An 18438-nucleotide genomic window follows, 5' to 3' on the forward strand; every position below is an offset into this window, starting at 1 on the left:
GAAAATTTCTCATTTAATAATGTCTTTCAACTTCACTGCCTGGAATGTCATATGTGCCACACTGCTTTCATAAAGAATACCAACCGTTTCTTTATCAATCATAGTAAGACAAGAATAACCCCAGTTATTGCCTTCATCCAATAAAAGTTGGTGTTCGGGTGACCAAGTCACACCACCATCCAGACTGATTTTAATAGTAGTATTATAACGTCCTTTCGTCGTATTAGGATTAGAGAATATCAATAAATCCTTGCCCAAAACATTATCTTTGGCTTTCACGCTTATCAAACTAGCCATGCAAACCGATTCCGGCAATGCCTTGCGAGAAGATTCATGTTCTGTCCATGTTTTACCCAAGTCTTTTGTAATAGCCACAGCACGACTTCCACCACGATTATCACGCATATTCAACATCAATACTCCGGGCTCGACCTCGGCAACCTGAGCCTCTGTAGTATTCGTGCGTGCATAATTGTGCATTTTCCAGTTTTTACCACCATCTTTGCTATACATGATACCTGCATTGGGTACACGTGTCGAATCAATAAACTGAGTAGGGAATACCAAAGTACCGTCACTCATAGTGATGCCCCGACCCGGACCTTGCAACAGAAAATACCAAGACGGATCTTTTACCTGTTCTGTGATATTAATAGGTGCAGACCACGTTTTACCGTCATCCGTACTTTTGGCAAGAACAAGTTGCGCAGTATGATTCATATCCATACCCGGATGTGAACTCCACCATGCACGTTGGTTACCCATACCATGTGTCCAGGCAGCAACCACCCAAACATTATTTGTTTTTGTATCAACAAGGATAGAAGGGTCTCCTACTCCATTCTGACCGGCAGGCAGACCACCGAACTCCCCAAATGCCAAAGGCAAACGCATTTTCTCCCAGGTTTTTCCACCATCTGTACTACGGCTTAAACCAACATCAACATGCTCTTGCAAGTCCACGCTACTATTATACCGTACATCATAAACTCCCAGCAGTGTACCTTTATTAGTAGTCACCAATCCCGGGATACGGAATGCGGCAGAATTATCATCTCCGGCATGACGTACTCCTACCCCCATGCGGTGTTCAATTCCTTCTTGCGAAACAACATCCAACAGAGCCTTCTTACCATCCAGAGTGACCGAAGCAATATCGGCAGTCACCTTACTGGTAAGGGATGTACCCGGCTTCATTTGCAGACTAATCCAGAAATAGTTGATTCCCGGAAACAGTTTTTGGTTCCCTTTCAAAACAACTTGATTGCCAGGATTACTCACCTCCGATTTTTTTATTGAATAAGAAGGATTGGCGGCAAGCGTTTTTCCCGGAGTGTTACTGGAGATGTATCCCACAGGAGCAAAACGTTTCTTATCTCTGTCCTGCAATGCTTCTGTACCACCATAATAAAGTTTTATAGACTGAATTTCAGACAGATCCACTCCTTTACCAAAATTCAACACTACATCATTAAGAGTCTGGCTCTCTTTAGCATCCAAACGAAGATAGAACAAGACATTATCTTGTCTCTCTATCAAAATAGGAATACGGGTCTCACGAACAAAAATTGTATCTGCGGCTCGAACTACCGGTATAGCACACAGAAAACAGAAAAGCGAAAATAGAATTACAGCTTTTTTCATGGTATCGACTAATTAATATTTATGTTATCGGGAGCAAAGATAGTATTTTTTATTATACAACAGCTATATTAATTAAATATTTTATTATATACCAGCTAATTAATAAATAGCACACAAGCTAAGGGATTGTTTTTAATTCTATTTGCCATAAAAGCCTGTCTAAATTTCCTTCGTCTGTTTTTTCACAGAATACAGATACTCCCAAAAGGATAGAAAGAGACTAAGAAATCAATTATAAAACGACAAATTCCTCTGTTCAAAGTGCTAAAGGACCGAAAACAAACGTATCTAAAATGGTAATTAAACTTCATCCTGGCTACCAGGATGAACTTGGCTTGTACGAAGAAAACATTTCTCTAAAGATCAAGATATACTTTACTCTGAATCTTTCGGATTCTGAGTTTTAACTTTGTGATGAGCATATCTGAAGTCAGAATAAAAAAGAGAGAGACGTTATCTTCAATAACACCCCTCTCCTCTACTTTATTTTAATAATCTATTGAAAACCGAATTATTCTTCAGCAACCTCTCCAATCTTAGTTGGCCAATAAGGATTCTGGTATAATACAGACGTTTCTACTTTTTCATCCGGAGACAGCAATTCCATCTCGCGAACCGGCACAGGGTTGAGATAATGAGCTTTCTGCCAGGTATAACCGTCGTATACGTCATTATTGGCTTTCAAAATGGCATAAGGACGCAAATACTTAAAGGTACGTGAAGAGATATTGGAACCTTCTTCACCGGAATCTTTAAATGTAATCTCAGCACCATTCTCATCTTTGTTAGCCGACTTATACATTTCATCCCAGAAATTACATCCTTCAGGCATATAGTTTTTCGTCAGCAAGTGATCCATCGAACGCCAACGAACCAAATCATCCCAACGCATACCTTCACCAATAAATTCACAACGACGCTCACGACGTATATTTAATAAGGTAGCATCTACAACCTGGGCACCTGAATACTTACCCCAATCTGTTTCCTGATTCAAATCAGTCGCATTGATAGTTTTTGTAAAATCAGGATCCAATCCGGCACGCTCACGAATAGCTCTCCAATACTGAGCCGCTTTGCCTGCCACATTGCCATTCTTCATATAATAAGCTTCCAGATAATTTAGATAAGCCTCAACACCACGGTAAATAATACATCCTGTAGTTGATTCAGCCTTTCCCCAAACATTCTGTGCCATATCAAAGCTGGCATATTTACGAATGCGATATCCTGTCTGGTCTCTCATCTCTTCACGGTTAGACACTGGGTGTGGAGCAAACATTTTCACCGTACCCGCTTCTTCGGTTGAATATACAGGCACAAAATTACTTTCACCAAACATAAACAACTGAAGACGGTTATCACGATTTGCTTTCACATTATCCAATGTAGCATCACCTTTATAAGGAGCCGCACTGCTTGCCGCATACCAAGGTAAACCATCCTGCATCAAGAAACTTTCAACATAGCTTTTCAACAAACCATGATTAGAACCAGATGCAATCCATGCCGGAGCACCATGCATGATAGAGAAGCTACCGGTTTTTGCATATTGGCGCCAGAAAAGCACTTCATCATAGCCACTCAAATCAACAGTAGCATACATCTCAAAATAAGGATTCCATCCGGATGTAATAGAAGGATTAGCCGGGTCCGCAACTTTCGTGTTGGGTGTCAAAGTGATTTTATCTGCCACTTCTTCCGCAGCCTTCATAGCCTCTGTCAAGAAGAAATCAACTTCTGCTTCCACATCCAACGAAAAATTAGGATGCACTTTCTTTCCCGGCCAGTTGTCATCTCCCGGTACCCTTCCTGTACCTTTATGGTACCTTTCGAAAGAAGCTTCATACAATGCTACCCGTGATTTAATCAACAAAGCCGTCTCACGATTCAAACGAGTATTATTCTTAAATCCCTGACTATACATCATACTGGCAGCGTCATCCAAATCTTTCAAGATAAAACGGGCAACCAAATTACGAGGCTGACGAACACCTTTCTCCATCAGTACCGCTTTATCGTCAGGAAGAACTTCCGTTATGATCGGAAAATCACCATAATTACGCAACAGATTATAATACACAAGCGCACGCATCAAATGCATTTCTCCAATATAATGACGAATATCAGCGTCCGCTCCGGCAACTTCACCCGCTTCATATTTAGGCACAGCATTTTCAAAGAAGTAATTGCAATAACGGATATTACTAAAACTCCAGTTGCCATCACTGGAAGGAACTTTCCAAAGTCCTTTTACATAGCGGCTACTGCGCCCTCCGGCTACCATATTATCTGTTCCGCCATCATTATTGGCTATGCCTGCTCCATAACCGCCATGCGAAGAAAAATAGTTCTGATACTTCGCTATGGAATAAGCAGCGAAATGGTCTACTGTCTGAAAATAGACTTCCGGCGTGACAGAAGAAAGCGGTTCTCTGTCAAGAAAGTCATTACAGGATGTGAGTGTCAATGCCCCTCCTGCAATAAAACATGCTTGTATAAACAGATTTTTTATTTTAAGTTTCATAATACTTCAATTTAGAAATTAATGTTAACACCGACAGATATTACTCTTTGCAAAGGATACAGTTTACCGGATCCTGTTCCGGCTAAACTTCCGGTAGCCTCCGGATCGAAAATCTTAGAAAGGCTGGTGATTGTAGCCAGGTTATCTCCTGAAAGATATACACGTACAGAAGAGATTCCGGCTTTTTCTGTCCACACCCGAGGCAATGTATAACCCAACTGAACATTTTTCAAGCGCAGATACGCACCATTCTGCAAATAACGTGTCTGGACTTGGGTATTACGGCCACCACTAAAGTTAACACGTGGATAATACGCATCTAAATTAGCACCCAACGGGTCACCTTCCGGACGGAAGAAATCCCAATGTTCAGTAAATCCGGTAGATTGCCATTCATTTCCTTGTCCGTTAGCCCCCCAGAAATAACATCCGTCCAACCACAGGTCACGTTTTCCGATTCCCTGCATGAAAATGCTGAAATCGAATCCTTTCCACGCAGCATCCAACGTAATACCATATTTAAAGCGAGGGGTTGAATTACCGATAATGCGATAGTCACCGGTATCTCCTAACTTATTAGTACCATTGCTTATTTTTCCGTCACCATCCAAATCGGCATACATGATGTCACCGGCTCCCCAATTGGTTCCTAAAGAAGACTGATCAACTTTTGCCAAATGGGCATCCATCTCTTCCTGTGTTTTTGCAATGCCAATTGTTGTCAATCCCCAAATATCATTCAAGTGTCTGCCTTTATAGTACGAACCTACATCATATGAGTCATTCGGATAACGCAAAATTTTCTGTTGGTCATCAGAAAGCACTAACTTAGCTCCATAAGAAACTTCACCAATCCGGTCTCTCCAATTCAACTCCAACTCAAAACCATATGATTTCATATCCGAGTTGTTGATTTTAGGAACTGAAGTTCCCAACAGACTTGAAAGTTCAGGAGCCGGACCAATCATATCATAAGTATAACGTACGAAATAGTCGAATGAACCAGACAAACGATTATTAAAGAAAGACCAATCCAAACCGACATCCCAAGTCTCTACTGTTTCCCATGTTTTCTTAGAACTGACAATACCCGGATTTGTAGCATAGTTAGGACGTTCGCCATTTACTAACCAACCATAATTAGACCCTACAGGCATAGTCTGATAAAATGGATACCAAGCATCATTGGTATTCGTATTACCCAACTGTCCCCATGAAGCTCTTAACTTTAAACTTCCCATATTGATCTTTTCAGCAAAGCTTTCCATAAATGGTTCGCGGGCGATATTCCAACCGGCAGAAAACGAAGGGAAGAATCCCCAACGTTCTTTTCCGACAAAACGGGAAGAACCATCATATCGGCCATTAGCCTCAAACATATAGCGATCTTTATAACTCCAGTTGACACGTGCAAAGAAACCGGCTACAGAGTTGTCGGCATAACCACCATAAGCCTGTGGGTCATCAGTTGCCGTATTAATAGTCGGTACCCCCGGAGTAATCAATGTGTTTTTCTCAGCCGTAATGTTTCTGGTTTTATATAACTCTGCATTAAAACCAGCCATCACTTTAAAATAATGTCCGTTATCGAACTGTTTGAAATAGTCCGAATAAATATTTGTGGTATAATAATTTTCCTTCCAACTATATTCATTCACGCGAGAAGAACCTGCCGCATAAGAACCATATCCCATATCCCACACTGTATAATAGGGATCTCCATCTACATTGTAGGCATAAACAGGTAATACTTCCCAATGCTGATATTGAGTAGTGGTACGTACACTACCTTCAAGATTGATTTTCCAGTTTTTAATAGGCTCGAAAACCAGTTGCAACTGATTCGTATAAAAATCTTTCTGGCTATTCTGCTTTCCTCCATTTTCCATCTGTTCCACTTCACCTTCGTCCATAGGGAATCCGTTAGGATCATAAGCCGGATGCACAGGCCATTTACGAGCTAAGTTATGGAAAAAGTTTCCTGTCAAGTAAGTAGGACGTTCAAAATCCTCACGGGTCCATTTAGTAGAATACGTCACCTTGAACCAATCAGTGACAGCCGTTGTGATTTTACCATTCAGTGTGTAACGTTGAAACTTATCTGATCCATGACGCATTAAACCTTTCTGATCCAGAAAACTTCCACTAATCAAGTATTGGGTTTTGTCCGTACCACCATTAATACTAAGGTTATGTTCCTGAGATGGTGCCCAATGATCATAAAATTCTTCAAACCAATCCGTGTTTCCATTCGCATTAGCCCATTTTTGCCAAATACCTGCTCCATTATCAACTGTAGTAGCTTTCAGCGTTCCTTCTTGATAGGCTTTGATACGCTCCATTACGGCAGGTGCAAAAATATCACCGCCACCTTTATTGGCAGAAGCACGATTGAAGTACTGAGCAAAAGTGTAAGAATCCATAATGTCCGGAATGCCAATAGCATCAGAAAAACGTGCGCTACCGCTATATGACACATTTGTCTTACCGCTCTTACCACTCTTTGTAGTTACAAGAATCACACCGAACGAAGCTCTTGCACCATAGATAGAAGCCGATGCAGCATCTTTTAATACCGAAACAGATTCGATATCGTTAGGATTGACAGTATTCAGATCACCCTCAATGCCATCAATCAAAACCAATGGAGAAGAACCCGATCCATCACCGATCGTTCCGGCTCCACGAATATTCATGTTCAATGTTCCATCCAGAGAACCACCGTTATTGCCAACAGTAAGATTCAAACCGGGAACAACCCCCTGTAACGCTTGTGAAGCATTTGCTACCGGCCGTGCTTCCAATGCATCAGCACTAACCATACCTACAGCTCCCGTAACGTTCACCTTCTTTTGTGAACCATAACCTACTACAACAACCTCATCCAGAACTTCCGAATCTTCTTTCAGCACAATATTATAAGTGCTTTCAGAACCAACTTTAATAGTTTGTTGTTTATAGCCAATATAACTCACCAAGAATTGTGAATTAGGCGCCACTTTTAACGAGAACTTACCATTTAAGTCAGTAATTACTCCATTAGTGGTTCCCACTTCTACAACACTTGCCCCAATAACGGGATCTCCGGTAACATCTGTTACCACCCCCGAAATCGCCTTTACCTGTGCCATCACATTAAACGATAGCAAACAGCCCAACAAAATAAAAAGGACTTTTTTCATAAATTGATTTTTAGTTAATAAAAAAGGAAAATTATCTCTTCTAAATCTCTTAAATATAAACACCTGAAAATGAGCACAGTCCTATCGGTACTTGGTTATATGGTATAACAGAAATAAGGACAATAAATATGCAATAATCTAAACATCAATTGTTTATCTTACAAACGAAAGATTTTAAAAAAATATTTTCGTACAAATGTTCACAAACAAATTTATTATGGTGAAAAGTAGTGAATCATCAGACTATACTTTTCATCTTTTCTTGTGTTCGGAAGCCACTTTTATGTAAGTGAAATGAAGTGATCCATCTTTCAACACAAAGAAACATCTTATAACATATAATAAGGTTATTAGATATAATCTTTGGCACTTTTCAAGTTAATCAAACAGTATTTCAAAATAAAAACATATTACATTTGTCCATTTTAATGAAAGCAGTCTCATATATAATATAAGAAATCAATATTATATATATAGCACTCTTCCATAAACAATCTTTTATGAGAATCCGGAGCTGATTATCTTAGTTTTTCAATATTATTTCGGTTATATAAAAAATATATTTAAAATATACTTGTGAGTTTTTAATATAATATATATATTTGCAACGGTTTGATAGTATATAAATGAAAAGAAATAATAAATTTAACCTTTTTCATTTATTATTTAGGTAGTAAAAATACCAAGTACCGATAGAACTTAGTAAAAGCAATTATAATTATCTTTATTATTAACTAAAAAGCAATACTTATGAAGAAAACCATCTTCTTGATTTTGTGCTTATTATGCTCTATAGGAGCTATAGCTCAAACAAAATCCATCACAGGTGTGGTTACAGATGGTACCGGTGAATCTGTCATCGGTGCAAGTGTCGTTGAGGTAGGTACAACCAATGGTACAATCACTAACCTTGACGGCAAGTTCTCATTAACGATAGCTACTGGCGCTAAATTCACAGTTAGCTATATTGGTTACAAACCTCAAACAATTACTGTTAGCGCTGCAAACACTTACAATGTAGTACTGAAAGAAGATACAGAGGTATTAGATGAAGTGGTGATTACAGGATACGGTGGCTCACAAAAACGTGCAACTTTAACTACTGCTATTTCAAAGCTTGATAATTCTGTACTTAAAAATGCGGCTTTCAGTAATGCAGGACAGTCTTTACAAGGCTCTGTTACAGGTCTTCGTGTTGTTAACAAAACGGGGCAACCTGGTAGTGAACCGGATATTACATTGCGTGGAGGCGCTACTATTACAGGCGACAACAGCAAAGCTCTTATTGTAGTCGATGGTATTGTTCGCAATAGCATGAGTGATATTAATCCCTCTGATATTGAATCTATTCAGGTTTTGAAAGATGCCGCTTCAACAGCTATTTATGGTGCACGTGCCAATGGTGGTGTTATTTTGGTTGAGACTAAAAGTGGAAAAGAAGGAAAAGCATCTGTTAATTACAAATTTAAAATGGGTGTGAACTTCGCTCGTAAAGGCTATGATTTTTGCGATGCACACGATTATATTTATTATAACCGTATGGGCTACAAAAGAACCGGACGTACCAATGTCGATACACAAATGGGATATGGTATTGGTAATAACTTATTTGATATCCGCTATTTGACAGACGAAAATGCTAATCTGAAAAATGAAGGTTGGTCTTCTATGGCAGATCCATTTTATGATGGAAAAACGATCTTGTATAAAGACTACTCTGGTGAATTGGACGATGTGGTGTTTAACAATAGTGCTTTAACTCAAGATCATTATGTGAACATTACAGGTGGTAATGATAAAGGGACTTTTTCTGCAAGTTTAGGCTACTATAAAGAAGATGGTCAGATTAGAGGTACTGGTTACGAGCGCTTCAATGGTGCATTGAATGGTTCTTATAAAGTATTTCCTTTCCTGACAGTAAAGGCTAATGCGACTTACTCTTGGTCAACTCAACCGGAACTTTGGATCGGTCAATATGAATTTTTCTACCGTACACGTTCTCAACGTCCTACATGGAATCCTTGGAATGAAGATGGTACTCCGGCCTCCGGTTTTGGTACAGGTGACGGTAATCCCGATTATTATAGAGATAAATTGACGAGCGAGAACAGCACTAATAAATCAACCTACAGTGTTGGATTTGCCCTTGACATTTTACCTAAAAAATTAGTGTTAAATGGAAATGCTTCACTTTATCGTTATGACTGGCAGAGAGAGAAGTTTAATAAATCTTATCAAGCTCAATCTTCTGCAACTCCTGATAATACACGTCAGGCTGAGGCTTATGTTCAGAAATACAATCAAATTCAGTTGAACGGAACACTGACATACACAGATACTTTTGCTGAAAAACACAATCTGGAAGCAATGGTAGGAACTGAATACTTCACCTATGATCAGTTCGATTTTGAGGCCAAAACCCAAAACTCTCCAACTGACGATATTCCTACCTTGAATGCTGGTTCTACAAGGACTTATACTTCTACAACTAAAACAGCATACCGTATTCTATCAGGGTTTGGCCGTATCAATTATAACTATGACATGAGATATTTAATTTCATTTGTTGCTCGTTATGATGGTATTTCAAAACTGAAAGATAACCGTTGGGGATTTTTCCCTGGTGTATCTGTGGGTTGGAATATCATGGAAGAGAATTTCTGGAAGGATTCTAAAGTCTCAGAAGTTATTTCTAACTTGAAACCTCGTCTTAGCTATGGTGTAAATGGAAATGTAAATGGTATCGGAAATTTCGATGTATATGGTGCTTACTCTCAAGTAGGTGCAAAGACATACGGAGGTTCAACCGCATTCTACAACTCAGGCTTGGTAAACACCGGATTACGCTGGGAACAAAGTCAGTCATTTGAAGCTGGTCTGGACATCGGATTCTTAAACAATCGGTTAAGTTTCATTCTTGACTACTACAACCGTACTACTAAAGACTTGTTAACTAAACAAGCACTTCCGGGATATACAGGCTTTACAGAGATCATGACTAATATGGGAACTCTGCGTAACTATGGTTTCGAAATGGAAGTAAGAGCCAACATTCTGAATAACCCGAAAGGATTGACATGGGATGTTACAGCCAATCTGTCTTCTGTAGCAAACAAAATTGTGAAATTACCTTATAACGGCAATGAAAATAACCGTGTAGGTGGCTATGAAGTGGCAACCGGACGCAAAAAAGCCGATGGAACTCCTGAAACAAAATGGATTGCCGGCCGTCAGGAAGGTGGTAAACTGGGAGAATTGGTTGCTTACAAACAAAATCATATATTCAAAGATTGGGATGACGTGAAAAAGTATGCCAATAACCGCATCGACGAGGTAGCCAACTTATATGGTCCCGGACTTGCAGCCCAATATGCCGGAAAAGAAGGATGGCAACCGATCGAACCGGGTGATGTTTGTTGGGAAGATATCAATGGCGATGGTGTAATCAATGGATATGACCGTCAAGTAGTAGGAAATATATTTCCCAAAATTACTGGTGGATTCTCTACTACATTGGGTTATAAAAACCTCTCTTTATATGCTCGTTTCGATTACGCTTTAGGACATACCATTTATAATGATCTCGCAGCACGTTCTTTGGGACAGTATCAAGGTTCATTCAATATTATTAAAGAAGTAAAAAAGACATGGAGTGAGACCAATACTGATACAGATTTACCTGCATTCTATTACGCAGACCAGTTAAGCAAGAAAAATATTACACGTTCAAATAACGGTAATACAGCTATTGATAATAACAGTTCACGCTTCTATGAAAAGGGTGATTATCTGGCTTTGCGTGAATTGACATTAAATTATAATCTGCCTAAAGCATGGATCAGTAAAGTTGGTATGACAGATGCATCAGTCTATGTAACAGGACAGAACTTATTCTATATCACCGGATACACGGGTGTTTCTCCTGAACCGGCTGTAGATACAACTTATGGTCGTGGAATAGATAACGGACGTTATCCAACTCCGAGAACAGTTTTATTCGGTTTGTCAGTGACATTCTAAATTATATATGATTAATACAAATAGCATTATGAAGAAAATATTTACATATATGTTAGCAGGGCTTTCTCTCCTGCTGTTTTCAAGATGTGATGCACTGGATATTGAACCTACCAGTTCTATTGCGGATAGTAATTACTGGAAGACTGAAGCTCAGTTCAGTACCTTTAATGTAGGTTTGCATGCATTACTTAGAGAATGTAGTTTTAATTTTTTCTTATTAGGTGAGCCTCGTGCGGACATTTATGGAGACGTTCCCTTTGGAGGAGAAGCCACTCAAGGTATGGAACGCTTGCCTTTCAATACGATAAATAAGGAGAACACAGGAATAACCAACTTTGCAGGAATGTACAAAGTGATCAATCAGATCAATTTGATGATCGCTAAAACCAAAGAAACGACTGTACTTCCCGAAGCTACCAAAAACTATTATTTAGGTGAAGCTTATGGTATGCGGGCATATCTTTATTTTCATTTATTGCGTTCTTGGGGAGATGTTATTCTCTATCTGGATTATACGAATGGAGCCTCTTTAGACTTAAGCAACCTCTCAAAAGCAGCCTCTCCTGCAGAAGATGTGATGAAACAAATCAAAGAAGATATCATTGCTTCTGAAAAGGCATTCGGCAGTGATTACTCTTTCAAATTCGGCAGATATTACTGGTCAATGGCCGCAACACAAATGTTGAAAGGTGAAGTTTATTTATGGAGTGGGCGTCAAATGGGTGGCGGCACAACAGATTATACTACAGCCAAAACAGCTTTACAATCAATTATCAGTAATGTAAATGTCAGCTTGCAGGATGATTTCTCAAAAGTATTTGCTTACAATAATAAAGATAATGCCGAAATTATTTTCTCTATACGTAATGCAAAAGATGAGTATAACATGTGGGACGATAGATTTAGACAAAACTTAGTACCACAGCAGGCATACATGACTGCAACTTACTGTAATAAAGAAGGAATTTCATTTAAAGATTTGCCTGAAGGACAACTTAACGGTTTGATTCGTCTGCAGATAAGATACGATTTGTATAATAAGGCATTCCGTGATGGAGATACCCGTAAGGACGCTTCCATGACAGCTGTTTACCAAAAGCAAGAAGATGGCACAATTAAATATATTGCTCCTTTCTGCAATAAGTATCAGGGAGTCCTGTTGGACGGAGCTTCACAGCGCAGTTTTTTGAATGATTACCCCATTTATCGATATGCAGACTGCCTGTTATTACTTGCCGAAGCAAAAGCGCTGTTGGGAGAAGATCCGGCAACTGAGATCAATCAAGTTCGTGAACGTGCTTATGGAAAAGAGTTCTTTGAGTTAAACAAAGCTACGCTATCTTATCCGAATGATAAAGGAGACTTCTATACGGATAATAAATACATGTCTGGTGATGAAGATCCTTTGGAAGCCATTTTGAAAGAGCGCATGCGTGAATTTATGTTTGAAGGGAAACGCTGGTATGATTTAAGATTATTGGGTGCAGACTATGTGACAAAGCGCACTTCTGCCGTTGCCACCCGCCTATTATGGCCGATTAATGAAAGTGTATTGACAGACAATCCGGCGTTAAAACAGACTCCGGGATATGAAAATTGATTAGTTAATATAACGGGGAATGCCTCTGCGGACATTCCCCGTTTATTTTTCATTCTAAAAACCTATTGATTAAGTTTTATTTTTCATATCCAGGTGTCTGTTTCAGCAACGGGTTAACACTCATAATGTTAACATCAATAGGCCATAACAACTTATATTCCTCACTTGGATCCAAAAGAGGTTTATCCGAAGGATAATTTGCAGTAGCAGAGAAAGCAAGAGATTTGCCATTAGCATCATGCATACGTACTACATCAAACCATCGCTTACCTTCCCAAACAAACTCTTTATCACGTTCCTGAAGGATGGCCAATTCATTCTCTGCATAATTTCCTTCCGTATATTTATTAGCCTCATAATTGGAGCCATATGCACGTTCACGCACTTCATTAATATAATCTGCACAAGGATTTCCTAAACCATTTTCTATTTCAGCCATCATCAATAAAGCATCGGCATAACGGTAAACAATCACATCGGTATCATAAATACGATTGTTGTTCGAGTTGATAGAACCAATAGCCTTAAGCATAACACAACCGAAGCCTTCTTTATTCTTTTGGGTATAATATTCTAAGAATGTTGCATCACGACGAGTATCTTTATCGCTATAGCTTTTCCAGAAATCTTCAGTATATTCATGGCGGAATACACCTCCGGTACCCTTCAAATTTAATGTATCCGTTTCAATCTTATTATCATCACGGTCATATACCTGTCCAATGAACACTGCCTCTTGATAGAGGAACATTCCTCCCCAGTTTGTAGCTTCGCCATCAGCAAAATGTAAGGTGAAAATAACTTCTGCATTATTACGGTTAGCTGTACTAAATACATCGCTGAATTTGTTTAATAGCTGAAATTTGCCTATCACTCCATTCAGAGCTGTTTTGGCAGTTTCTAAATCCGATCTTCCAGAAGCTGTATAGCCATTTATAGAAACTTTAGCAGCCCACATATAGATTTCTGCTTTCAACATCAGAGTGGCAGCTTTAGACCACATTGTCTTATCATACTTATTGGTCACTTCTTCTGTACCAAAATAGTTTTCAGATTTACCGATATCCTCTTTTATGAAGGCCATAGTGGCCTCGGGTGTAGCACGTTCAACATAAAATTTATCCGCAGTCACTTTGCCATCCAGCAACTCGACTGTTGTAACAATAGGTACCCCGCCGTAAGTTTTATAAAGCATAAAATAATAAAGAGCTCTTAAACCATATGCTTGTCCTAAATAGGCTTTTCTGTCTGCCTCACTTAAAAAATCACATTCATTCTCAACTTTTTGAATGAAATGATTAACTTGCATAATCGGGCTATATAATCCAAACCAGTTGCTGAATCCCGGATTATCCTGGCTTAAAGTATTGGTACGCAATATGGCATAGTCCAAACTGGTGTTTTGTGAAGAACTACCAACGCGCTGTGTACCACCGCGCAATTCTCCCAAACAATAAAACATATTATAGTTACTTCTCAATTGAGAGTGCATGCCATTCATAAACCCTTCTACTTGGGCTTTATTATTCCAATAGTTGCCGCTTCCGAAATAGTCTTCCGGAGCAAGATCCAATGCATCGCATGAAGTGTAAAGCACAGACGACACAAATAAAGAAATGATATATATTATCTTTTTCATAATTTGTCTTTTTATATTTAGAAAGAAACATTAATACCAAAAATCACTGTACGAGGTAATGGATATCCTCCATTATTATCTGCTTTTTCCGGTGAGAATAGGTGTTTTGCTTCTGTCAAATAGCCTAAGTTCTGACCTGTAATAGAAAGTTCCACATTGCTCAATTTAGCCTTCTGCGCCCATACAGATGGTAATTTATAGGATAGTGAGAGTTCACGCAATGCCAAATAGTTTCCATTATAGGCAAACATGGATGAGCTACGGCAATAATTACGTTTACCCAATTGATCGGCCCATACATAAGTTGGATATTTAGCATTCGGATTTTCTGGGGTCCATGTATTTTTGGTCTCCTCAATGGTATTATAAGTACCTTGAGCACATGCCATGATCCACATTGTTTTCCAGTCCACTGCGGTGAATCCCAATGCATAGTCGAAACGTGCAGACAAGGTAAGGTCCTTCCAGCTTACAGTAGTATTGATACCTCCTGTCCATTTAGGAACAGTATTCCCAATTTTCACCATGTCATAATTATCAATAACTCCATCACCATTTACATCTTTCCATTTCACGTCACCCGGCTGAATCGGAAGGGCATTGGCTTTTTGAGAATCTGTTAATTTATTGTAACCTTCTGTTCCACCATAAAGAGGACGGCCACTTGAACCGTTATTACCTGTTGTCAAGTCAATCAAGTTAGTCGGGATTTCGTCTTGAGATTTATAAAGTCCTTCTGCCACAAACATGTATAGATCGCCCGGACGTTGACCTTCCTGATATCCACCAACCCACATTTTTTCATCTCCGTTTCCAGTATAAACCTGATAAGCACTTTGACGATTTCTTTCAAGTCCATTGTCCGGCAAAGAAACAACCTTGTTTTTGTTCAAAGCACCATTCCAGTTCAAGTTCCACTTCCAGTCTTTGGAATCAATGATCCGGAATCCTAATTCAAATTCAAATCCTTGATTCTGGAACTCACCATTGTTTGAAGTAACAGAACTTACACCTGAAGTGGACGGTACTGTGATATTAGCATATTTATCACTAGTCAAACGGTTGTAATATGTCAAGTTAGCATTGATGCGATTTTCCAGAAAACCCATATCCAAACCAATTTCAAAGGTTCTTGATTTTTCCCACATCAGATATGGGTTAGGAATGCTGCTTAACAAGAAACCGGTTGAACCATTATAGCGATTACTGCCATAAGCTCCCTGAACTGTATAATTTCCAACAAAGTTCTTGTTTACATTACCATTTAAACCAAAGCTGGCACGTAATTTACCGAATGAAAGAATAGATGCTGTGTTTTCCATAAATTCTTCTTTGCTGAACACCCAACCCGCTGATACGCCCGGAAATACTCCCCAACGGTTTTCTTTAGCGAGTTTTGAATATCCGTCACGTCTTAAAACCAAAGAAAGCAGATACTTAGATTGGTAGTCATAATTAACACGTCCAAAGAATGACATAATACGTTGACGAGAGTGTGAAGAGTCTATAGAACGCATTCCTTCCTCTTTTGAGGTGTATTCCAAATCCATAAAATCATCGGTGGGAGCTCCGGAACCAGAAGCACTGAATCCTTTGCCGTATGAATCATAGTATTCAAAACCAACCATTGCATCCAAGAAGTTGTCCTTATTGATCTGATAATTATAGTTCAATACGGCATTATATGTTTGGTCTAAAGTACGGCTATATGAAGCAGAGGTGGCGTGAGATGTAATCAAGTTACCCGGAGAGCTCAAATAGTCTTTATTAAAAGCTTCTGTTTTTTCTTCGGAATAATACCAAATGGCTCCTAATTTCAATGAGAGACCTTTCATGAAATCAATTGTGAAAGATTGATTCATCGTAAACTTATCCGTATTATTATCACGAACGAATTGCTTAAAATTGTATTGTTGGTTACCATCACCGGAGTTCGGTCCTAATAGCATATCTCCATCTGCATTATAACCACGGAAAGTAGGAGGTAATGAAAGACAGCGTGAGAAATAGTTAGCCTCAGCTGTTTGCGATGCAGGAAGTCCGTTCCAGGTCGCATCTGCAAAATTGAAACTTGAATTAGAAGTTAACCATTCCTTAAGTTTATAATCAGCATTAAAAGTAAAAGTAATTCGTTGATACCAGTTACCAACTGCTGTACCCTCACTCTTATTGTAGCCCAAGCCGGCATAATAACTTCCTTTATCATTACCACCGCTTACGCTTAAGTTATAATCCTGAGAGAATGAAGGTGTGTTTATATTAAAATCGGCAATGTCTGTGTTTTTATAAATAATTTTATCTCCATATACCGGGTCAATCATAGTCTGCCATCCTTGATTGAGCAGAAAAGATAGATTGTCTGAATAGATCATCGGACTCCAAATAGCAGAACTTGTTTTATTTCCGTCTAATGGCGTTACACCATCCTTGTCAAAATATAAATTACCTGTTCCATAAGGAGTTGCAGTAGTCAATCCGCTTAGAGAAGACCATCCTTTCACATTAGCACCGTCCGGGTGTTTCATGTCTCTAACGTACGCATTCATATAAGCAGTACGCATCCAATAAAGGTAATCACCGGCATTCATAAAGTTATAAGAATCCTTGAAGTAGTTCAAGCCAAACTTTGCTTTTAGATTTACCTCTGCTCTACCCGCCTTACCACGTTTTGTTGTTACAAGTACTACACCATCATTAGCACGTGCACCGTAAATAGCAGTTGCACCGGCATCTTTCAACACCTCCATTGATTCAATATCATCCGGATTAATATCACTCAGCGAAGAGCGTACCTGACCGTCAATTAAGATCAGTGGAGAACCGGAACCATCAAAGTTCGTACCACCACGGAGTACTAAAGTTGGAGCACTACCCGGATTACCCGAAGTCTGACTTACTGACAAACCTGCTACAGCACCAGAAAGAGCTTGAGCCGGATTAGTAAACATACCTTGTTTTAAAGTTTCCTCTTTTACTTTGGCAATGGAGTTAGTCACTTTAGAACGCAATTGTTTACCGCCATAACCTGTTACGACCACTTCATCCAGCATTTCAGAATCTTCCTTCAACTTAATATTAAAAGAATTTCTGCCCTTTACATCGATCGTTTGAGGCTGATAACCAACATAAGATACTTTGATCTTTCCATTGGGATCGACCATTAACGTAAACTTGCCGTCAAGGTTAGTTATTACACCATTGGTGGTACCTACCTCGACAACACTTGCTCCGATGACTGTTTCACCGCTAGCATCCGTAACCACACCTGTGATTGATTTCTTTTGTGCCATGGCTCCGATGGAACATAACAAGCACAAAATCAAGAAGATGGTTTTCTTCATAAGTATTGCTTTTTGAGTTAATAATAAAGATGTTTATATGTGTTTTTAAAACTGTTTACTAAGTTCTATCGGGACGGTAGGCGAAAAATGGAAAGAGAAAAGAAAGAGAGTAAGCAGAAAACAAACTGATATACAGTGATATACAGTTTATTTTTAAAGACCCAAAAGGCTAATATAAGTAAAAAAATAACTTTTTTCGGGCGGTAGACCAATGGTATAAAACAACAGATAAATGTTATAAAAATGCAATATAAACATCACTGCGGACAAAAACAGTGGAAAAAGAAAGCCATTAGAAAAAACATTGATAATTATTTATAATATATATATTTTAACACAATAGAAAAGCAATGCCACTATTAACATTTTATAGTACTAACTGATGGGTACTTGAAGGAAAACAAATTCAGCTATACTTATAGAGATAATTATTTAAAGAAAAAGCTTCATAGAGTTTATATTTAAGGCAGTACCCAAGTATACAG

The 18438-nt window shown here is 38.8% G+C and carries 7 protein-coding genes; 2 read left to right on the top strand and 5 right to left on the bottom strand.

Annotation, left to right across the window (positions count from 1 at the left end):
* Positions 1–9: 9 nt before the first annotated feature.
* The 3 genes from KO473_RS02410 to KO473_RS02420 all read right to left on the bottom strand — a co-directional run bounded on the left by KO473_RS02410 (position 10) and on the right by KO473_RS02420 (position 7353).
* Complete coding sequence (locus KO473_RS02410; RefSeq protein WP_005776517.1) at positions 10–1644, bottom strand: sialidase family protein; 1635 nt, start codon at positions 1642–1644, stop codon at positions 10–12.
* Between the two features lie 511 nt (positions 1645–2155).
* A complete protein-coding gene (locus KO473_RS02415) occupies positions 2156–4171 on the bottom strand; it encodes a RagB/SusD family nutrient uptake outer membrane protein (RefSeq protein ID WP_005776516.1) in 2016 nt (671 codons plus the stop codon).
* Positions 4172–4182: 11 nt separating this feature from the next.
* Positions 4183–7353, bottom strand: coding sequence for a TonB-dependent receptor (locus KO473_RS02420; protein WP_005819539.1), 3171 nt, complete (start codon positions 7351–7353; stop codon positions 4183–4185).
* Positions 7354–8103: 750 nt separating this feature from the next.
* On the opposite strand from KO473_RS02420, the gene KO473_RS02425 reads away from it, so the two are divergent.
* Both KO473_RS02425 and nanU read left to right on the top strand, forming a co-directional pair.
* Positions 8104–11373, top strand: a complete 3270-nt coding sequence (locus tag KO473_RS02425; RefSeq protein WP_005776513.1) for a TonB-dependent receptor — start codon at positions 8104–8106, stop codon at positions 11371–11373.
* A 28-nt stretch (positions 11374–11401) separates the two neighbouring features.
* Positions 11402–12973, top strand: a complete 1572-nt coding sequence (gene nanU / locus KO473_RS02430; protein ID WP_005809006.1) for a SusD family outer membrane lipoprotein NanU — start codon at positions 11402–11404, stop codon at positions 12971–12973.
* A 76-nt stretch (positions 12974–13049) separates the two neighbouring features.
* Here the strand turns inward: nanU and KO473_RS02435 are convergent, their stop codons facing one another.
* Both KO473_RS02435 and KO473_RS02440 read right to left on the bottom strand, forming a co-directional pair.
* Entirely contained in the window at positions 13050–14612 is a 1563-nt protein-coding gene (locus tag KO473_RS02435) for a RagB/SusD family nutrient uptake outer membrane protein (protein WP_005819528.1), read from the bottom strand.
* Positions 14613–14629: 17 nt separating this feature from the next.
* Positions 14630–17953, bottom strand: a complete 3324-nt coding sequence (locus tag KO473_RS02440; RefSeq protein ID WP_005819527.1) for a TonB-dependent receptor — start codon at positions 17951–17953, stop codon at positions 14630–14632.
* Between the last annotated feature and the right edge of the window lie 485 nt (positions 17954–18438).

The organism is Bacteroides sp. HF-4919, from assembly GCF_018860125.1.